The organism is Mycobacterium sp. E1214, from assembly GCF_001666755.1.
Lineage (GTDB): Bacteria > Actinomycetota > Actinomycetes > Mycobacteriales > Mycobacteriaceae > Mycobacterium.
The window spans coordinates 35,519-42,786 of sequence record NZ_LZJC01000081.1 but is presented as its reverse complement, the minus strand read 5'-3'; the positions used below and the strand labels follow the sequence as shown (position 1 = coordinate 42,786).

General features: G+C 74.2%; 7 protein-coding genes. All 7 read left to right on the top strand.

The window, feature by feature from the left end; genetic code table 11:
• The coding region (locus A5700_RS09595; RefSeq protein WP_197502955.1) for a phenylalanine--tRNA ligase subunit beta at nt 1-1,413 on the top strand (1,413 nt) is incomplete at its 5' end.
• Nucleotides 1,414-1,454: 41 nt separating this feature from the next.
• Nucleotides 1,455-2,498: an N-acetyl-gamma-glutamyl-phosphate reductase gene (gene argC, locus A5700_RS09590; RefSeq protein WP_068074762.1), complete on the top strand. Its 1,044-nt coding sequence runs from the start codon at nt 1,455-1,457 to the stop codon at nt 2,496-2,498.
• Nucleotides 2,495-3,709, top strand: coding sequence for a bifunctional glutamate N-acetyltransferase/amino-acid acetyltransferase ArgJ (gene argJ / locus A5700_RS09585; RefSeq protein WP_068074765.1), 1,215 nt, complete (start codon nt 2,495-2,497; stop codon nt 3,707-3,709). The genes argC and argJ overlap by 4 nt, the downstream gene beginning before the upstream one ends.
• The gene (gene argB, locus A5700_RS26070; protein WP_068074774.1) at nt 3,706-4,596 is read left to right on the top strand and encodes an acetylglutamate kinase; all 891 of its coding nucleotides are present in this window, start codon (nt 3,706-3,708) and stop codon (nt 4,594-4,596) included. The genes argJ and argB overlap by 4 nt, the downstream gene beginning before the upstream one ends.
• Before the next feature lie 39 nt (nt 4,597-4,635).
• Nucleotides 4,636-5,829, top strand: coding sequence for an acetylornithine transaminase (locus A5700_RS26065; RefSeq protein WP_255377919.1), 1,194 nt, complete (start codon nt 4,636-4,638; stop codon nt 5,827-5,829).
• Nucleotides 5,822-6,748, top strand: a complete 927-nt coding sequence (gene argF, locus A5700_RS09570; RefSeq protein ID WP_068074778.1) for an ornithine carbamoyltransferase — start codon at nt 5,822-5,824, stop codon at nt 6,746-6,748. Before A5700_RS26065 ends, argF begins: the two co-directional genes overlap by 8 nt.
• Nucleotides 6,745-7,251, top strand: coding sequence for an arginine repressor (locus A5700_RS09565; protein WP_068074781.1), 507 nt, complete (start codon nt 6,745-6,747; stop codon nt 7,249-7,251). The genes argF and A5700_RS09565 overlap by 4 nt, the downstream gene beginning before the upstream one ends.
• Nucleotides 7,252-7,268: the final 17 nt, after the last annotated feature.

The window sequence follows — 7,268 nt, the reverse complement described above, 5'->3', positions numbered from 1 at the left end:
CCCAGCGAGGCCGCCCGCCGCTACGAGCGTGGCGTGGACCCGGCGATCTCGGTGACGGCCCTGGACCGGTGCGCCGCCCTGCTCGCCGACATCGCCGGCGGCGTGGTGTCCGACGCGTTGACCGACTGGCGCGGTGACCCGCCGGTCGACGACTGGAGCGGCGCGCCGATCCGGATCGCCGCCGACCTGCCCGACCGCATCGCCGGGGTCGCCTACCCGCCGGGCACCACCGCCCGGCGGCTCACCCAGGTGGGCGCCGCCGTTGCGGGCGCCGGCGACGCCTTGCGGGTGACCCCGCCCAGCTGGCGCCCCGACCTGTTGCAGGCCGCCGACCTGGTCGAAGAGGTGCTGCGGCTGGAGGGGCTCGAGGCCGTGCCGTCGGTGCTGCCGGCCGCCCCGGCCGGTCGCGGCCTCACGGCGGCGCAGCTGCGCCGCCGCGCGGTCGGCAAGTCGCTGGCCCAGTCCGGCTTCGTCGAGATCCTGCCCACGCCGTTCCTGCCGGCGGGGGTGTTCGACCAATGGGGGCTGCCGGCCGACGACCCGCGCCGCGCGACGACGACCGTCCTCAACCCGCTCGAGGCCGACCGGCCCCACCTGGCCACCACGCTGCTGCCCGCGCTGCTGGAGGCGTTGAGCCGCAACGTGTCCCGCGGCCTCGGCGACATCGCCCTGTACGCCCTAGCGCAGGTGGTTCAGCCGACCGAGCACACCCGCGCCGTGGACCTGGTCCCCGTGCACCGGCGGCCCACCGACGCCGAGATCGCCGCGCTGGACGCGTCGCTGCCGCGGCAGCCGCAGCACGTCGCCGCCGTGCTGGCCGGGCTGCGCGAGCAGCGCGGTCCCTGGGGTCCCGGGCGACGGGCCGATGCCACCGACGCGTTCGAGGCCGTGCGCACCATCGCCCGGGCCTGCGGCGTCGAGGTGCGGCTGCGGGCCGCGCAGCACCTGCCGTGGCACCCGGGCCGATGCGCGGAGGTGCTCGTCGGGCCGACGGCGGTGGGCCACGCCGGGCAGCTGCATCCGGCCGTGATCGAGCGGTCCGGGCTGCCCAAGGGCGCCTGCGCCCTGGAGCTCGACCTCGACGCGATCCCGCTGGTCGCCGCGCTGCCCGCGCCCCGCGTCTCGCCCTTCCCGGCGGTCTTCCAAGACCTCAGCCTGGTGGTGGCCGCCGACGTCCCGGCCCAGGCCGTCGCCGATGCGGTCCGCGAGGGCGCCGGCGAGCTGCTCGAAGACCTGCAACTGTTCGACGTCTTCACCGGGCCCCAGGTGGGGGCGGACCGCAAGTCGCTGACGTTCGCGCTGCGGTTCCGCGCGCCCGACCGCACGCTCACCGAGGATGACGCCAGCGCCGCCCGCGACGCCGCCGTCCGGCGCGCCGCCGAGGCGGTGGGCGCCGTCCTCCGCGCTCAGTAATGGATTTGCAAAGCATTGCATAACCATGCAGAATCGGCGGGATGTCCGAGGTGTTGAGGGTTGCGGTTGCCGGCGCCAGCGGCTATGCGGGTGGGGAGATCCTGCGGCTCCTGCTGGGGCACCCCGCCTACACGGGAGGGCGCCTGGCGATCGGGGCGGTGACCGCCGCGGCCAGCGCCGGCAGCGCGCTCGGTGAGCACCATCCGCACCTGACCCCGCTGGCCCAGCGCGTCGTCGAACCGACGGACGCCGCCCTGCTCGCCGACCACGACGTGGTGTTTCTCGCGCTGCCGCACGGCCATTCGGCCGCGCTGGCCGAACAGCTGAGCCCCGACACCGTGATCGTCGACTGCGGCGCCGACTTCCGCCTCACCGACGCCGCCGCCTGGGAGCGCTTCTACGGCACCGAATACGCCGGCAGCTGGCCCTACGGGCTGCCGGAGTTGCCCGGCGCGCGGGACCGGCTGCGCGGCGCCCGCCGCATCGCGGTGCCCGGCTGCTACCCGACCGCGGCGCTGCTGGCCCTGCTGCCCGCGATGGCCGAGGACCTGATCGAACCGGCCGTCACGGTGGTCGCCGTCAGCGGCACGTCGGGTGCCGGCCGCGCCGCCAAGACCGACCTGCTCGGCGCCGAGGTCATCGGCTCGGCGCGGGCCTACAACATCGCCGGGGCGCACCGGCACACCCCCGAGATCGCGCAGGGCCTGGGCGCGGTCACCGGGCACGACGTCACTGTGTCGTTCACCCCGGTGCTCATCCCCACCTCGCGCGGCATCCTGGCCACCTGCACCGCGCGCACCCGCGCGCCGCTGTCGGCGCTGCGGGCCGCCTACGAAAAGGCCTACGACGCCGAGCCGTTCATCTACCTGATGCCCGAGGGGCAGCTGCCGCGCACCGGCGCGGTGATCGGGAGCAACGCCGCCCACGTCGCGGTGGCGGTCGACGAGGCGGCGCAGACGTTCGTGGCGATCGCCGCCATCGACAACCTGGTCAAGGGGACCGCCGGCGCCGCCGTGCAGTCGATGAACCTGGCCCTGGGCTGGCCGGAGACCGACGGCCTGCCGGTGGTCGGGGTGGCGCCGTGACCGCCACGAACGCGGACGCGCGGCTGCTGCGCGAGCAGGGCGTGACGGCGCCCGCCGGCTTCCGGGCCGCCGGTATCGCCGCCGGCATCAAGGCGTCCGGCAACCCGGACCTGGCGCTGGTGTTCAACGAGGGCCCCGACTACGGCGCCGCCGGCGTCTTCACCCGCAACAAGGTCAAGGCCGCGCCGGTGCTGTGGAGCCAGCAGGTGCTGGCGACCGGGCGGCTGCGCGCGGTCGTCCTGAACTCCGGCGGCGCGAACGCCTGCACCGGGCCGGGCGGGTTCCAGGACACCCACGCCACCGCCGAGGCTGTCGCGGCCGCCCTGTCGGACTGGGGCACCGAGACCGGCGCCATCGAGGTCGCGGTGTGCTCCACGGGCCTGATCGGGGACCGGCTGCCGATGGACAAGGTGCTCGCCGGCGTGCAGACCATCGTGCAGGACATGGCCGGCGGCCTGGGCGGCGGCGACGAGGCCGCCCGCGCGATCATGACCACCGACACCGTGCCCAAGCAGGTGGCGCTGCACCACCCGGGCAACTGGACGGTCGGCGGCATGGCCAAGGGCGCCGGCATGCTGGCCCCGTCGCTGGCCACCATGCTCTGCGTGTTGACCACCGACGCGGCCGCCGAGCCCGCCGCGCTGGACCGGGCGCTGCGGCACGCCACCGCCCGCACCTTCGACCGGCTCGACATCGACGGCGCCTGCTCGACCAACGACACCGTGCTGCTGCTGGCGTCGGGCGCCAGCGGCATCGCCCCGAGCCAGGCCGACCTCGACGACGCCGTGCTGCGGGTGTGCGACGACCTGTGCGCGCAGCTGCAGGCCGACGCCGAGGGCGTCACTAAACGCGTCGACGTCACCGTCACCGGCGCGGCCTCCGAGGCCGACGCCCTGGTCGCCGCGCGCACGATCGCCCGCGACAGCCTGGTCAAGACGGCCGTGTTCGGCTCGGACCCCAACTGGGGCCGGGTGCTCGCCGCGGTCGGCATGGCGCCCGTCGACCTCGACCCGGACCGGATCGTGGTGTCGTTCAACGGCTTCGCGGTCTTCGCCGACGGCGCCGGCGTCCCCGGCGCGCGCGAGGTGGACCTCTCGGCGCCCGACATCGACATCACCGTCGACCTGCGGCTCGGCGACGGCGCCGCCACCGTCCGCACCACCGACCTGTCGCACGGCTACGTCGAAGAGAACTCGGCGTACAGCTCATGAGCTCCCCGACGCACGCGCTGCCCACCACGGTCAAGGCGCAGGTGCTCGCCGAGGCGCTGCCCTGGCTCAAACAGCTGCACGGCAAGATCGTGGTGGTCAAATACGGCGGCAACGCCATGACCGACGACACGCTGCGCCAGGCCTTCGCCGCCGACATGGCGTTTCTGCGCAATTGCGGCATCCACCCCGTCGTCGTGCATGGCGGCGGCCCGCAGATCACCGCCATGCTGCGCCGGCTCGGCATCGAAGGCGACTTCAAGGGCGGCTTCCGCGTCACCACGCCCGAGGTGCTCGACGTGGCCCGGATGGTGCTGTTCGGGCAGGTGGGCCGCGAATTGGTCAACCTGATCAACGCGCATGGCCCCTACGCGGTCGGCATCACCGGCGAGGACGCCCAGCTGTTCACGGCCGTGCGGCGCAGCGTCACCGTCGACGGCGTCGCGACCGACATCGGGCTGGTCGGCGACGTCGAACGGGTCAACACCGCCGCGGTGCTGGACCTCATCGCGGCCCGGCGCATCCCCGTGGTCTCAACCCTGGCGCCGGACGCCGAGGGCGTGGTCCACAACATCAACGCCGACACGGCGGCGGCGGCGCTGGCCGAGGCGCTGCGCGCCGAGAAGCTGCTGATGCTCACCGACGTCGAGGGGCTCTACACCAACTGGCCGAATCGCGAGTCCTTGGTCAGCGAGATCGACACCGCCACCCTGACGCAGCTGCTGCCCACGCTGGAGACCGGCATGATCCCCAAGATCGAGGCCTGCCTGCGGGCGGTCGCCGGCGGCGTGCCCAGCGCGCACGTCATCGACGGCCGGGTGCAGCACTGCGTGCTCGTCGAGCTGTTCACCGACGCGGGCACCGGCACCAAGGTGGTCCCCGCGTGCTGACGACCAGGAGGCAGGCACCGAGGGAGAGGAGCGGCAGCCGTGGCTGAGACGCGCAACGACGCCGTGCGGCAGCGCTGGAACGCCGTGATGATGAACAACTACGGCACCCCGCCGTTGGCGCTGGCCAGCGGCGCGGGCGCCGTCGTCACCGACGTCGACGGCAACACCTACGTCGACCTGCTCGGCGGCATCGCGGTCAACGTGCTCGGCCACCGGCACCCCGCGATCATCGACGCCGTCACCCGGCAGCTGGACACGCTCGGCCACACCTCCAACCTCTATGCCACCGAGCCGACGATCGCGCTGGCCGAGGAGCTGGTCGCGCTGCTGGGCAGCGACGCCCCGGCGCGGGCGTTCTTCTGCAACTCCGGCACCGAGGCCAACGAGGTCGCGTTCAAACTGTCGCGGCTGACCGGGCGGACCAACGTCGTCGCGGCGCACGGCGCTTTTCACGGCCGAACCATGGGGTCGCTGGCGCTGACCGGCCAGCCGAGCAAGCAGGCGCCGTTCGCGCCGCTGCCCGGTGACGTGACGTTCGTGCCCTACGGCGACGCCGACGCGCTCGCCGCCGCGGTCGGCGACGACACCGCGGCCGTCTTCCTCGAGCCGATCATGGGGGAGGGCGGCGTCGTCGTCCCGCCCGAGGGCTACCTCGCCGTCGCCCGCGACATCACGGCGCGCCACGGCGCCCTGCTGGTGCTCGACGAGGTGCAGACCGGCATCGGGCGCACCGGCACGTTCTTCGCCCATCAGCACGACGGCATCACGCCCGACGTGGTGACCCTGGCCAAGGGCCTGGGCGGCGGCCTGCCCATCGGCGCCTGCCTGGCCATCGGGCCCGCCGCCGAGCTGCTCACGCCCGGCCTGCACGGCAGCACCTTCGGCGGCAACCCGGTGTGCGCCGCGGCCGCGCTGGCGGTGCTGCGGGTGCTCGCGCAGGAGAACCTGGTCCGCCACGCCGAGGTGCTGGGCAAGTCGCTGCGCCACGGCCTGGAGGCGCTGGGCCACCCGCTGATCGACCACGTCCGCGGCCGCGGGCTGCTGTGCGGCGTGGCCCTGACCGCGCCGCGGGCCAAGGAGGCCGAGGCGGCCGCCCGCACGGCCGGGTTCCTGATCAACGCCGCCGCACCCGACGTCCTGCGGCTGGCCCCGCCGCTCATCGTCACCGAGCAGCAGACCGACGCGTTCGTCGCCGCGCTGCCGGGCATCCTGGACGAGGCGGCCCGTGGTTAGGCACTTCCTGCGCGACGACGACCTGTCGCCCCACGAACAGGCCGAGGTGTTGGCGCTCGCCGCCGAGCTCAAGAAGGACCCCTTCAGCGCCCGCCCGCTGGAGGGGCCGCGCGGGGTCGCGGTCCTGTTCGACAAGAACTCCACCCGCACCCGGTTCTCCTTCGAGGTCGGCATCGCCCAGCTCGGCGGGCACGCCGTGGTCGTCGACGCCCGCAGCACCCAGCTGGGCCGCGACGAGACCCTGGAAGACACCGCCCGGGTGCTGTCCCGCTACGTCGAGGCGATCGTCTGGCGCACCTACGGCCAGGACCGGCTGGAAGCGATGGCCACGACGGCCACGGTGCCCGTCGTCAACGCGCTGTCCGACGACTTCCACCCCTGCCAGGTGCTCGCCGACCTGCAGACCGTCGCCGAGCGCAAGGGCGCGCTGCGGGGCCTGCGGATGACCTACCTGGGCGACGGCGCCAACAACATGGCGCACTCGCTGATGCTCGGCGGCGTCACCGCCGGCATCGACGTCACCATCGCCGCGCCGGAGGGGTTCGGGCCCGCGCCCGCCTTCGTGGCCGCGGCCACCGAGCGGGCCCAGGACACCGGGGCGTCGATCGGGGTCAGCACCGATCCCCGCGCGGCCGCCGCCGGCGCCGACGTGCTGGTGACCGACACCTGGACGTCGATGGGCCAGGAGGACGACGGGCTGGACCGCCACACCCCGTTTCGCCCCTATCAGGTCAACGCGGGCCTGCTGTCACTGGCCGACCCGGAAGCCATCGTGCTGCACTGCCTTCCGGCCCACCGGGGCGACGAGATCACCGACGACGTGATGGACGGCCCCGCCAGCGTGGTGTGGGACGAGGCCGAGAACCGGCTGCATGCCCAGAAGGCGCTGCTGGTGTGGCTGCTCGAGCGGTCCCGATGACCCGCTCGAAGACCGCCGCCGAGATCACCCGGGCGGGCCGGCAGGCCCGCATCGTGGCGATCCTGGCGTCGGCGGCGATCAGCAGCCAGAGCGAGCTGGCCGCGCGGCTGGCCGGCGAGGGCATCGAGGTCACCCAGGCCACGCTGTCGCGGGACCTCGAGGAGCTGGGCGCGGTCAAACTGCGCGGCGCCGACGGCGGCGTCGGCGTCTACGTCGTCCCCGAGGACGGCAGCCCGGTCCGGGGCGTCTCCGGCGGCACCGCGCGGCTGTCCCGGCTCCTGAGCGAGCTGCTGGTGTCGGCCGACGCCAGCGCCAACCTCGCCGTGCTGCGCACCCCGCCCGGCGCCGCCGACTACCTGGCCAGCGCGATCGACCGCGCGGCGCTACCGTACGTCGTCGGCACCATCGCCGGCGACGACACCCTCTTCGTGGCCGCCCGCGAGCCGATGACCGGCGCCGAGCTGGCCAGGACGCTCGAAAAGCTCACCCAGGCTTCGACGTAAAAGCTTCAACTTAAAGG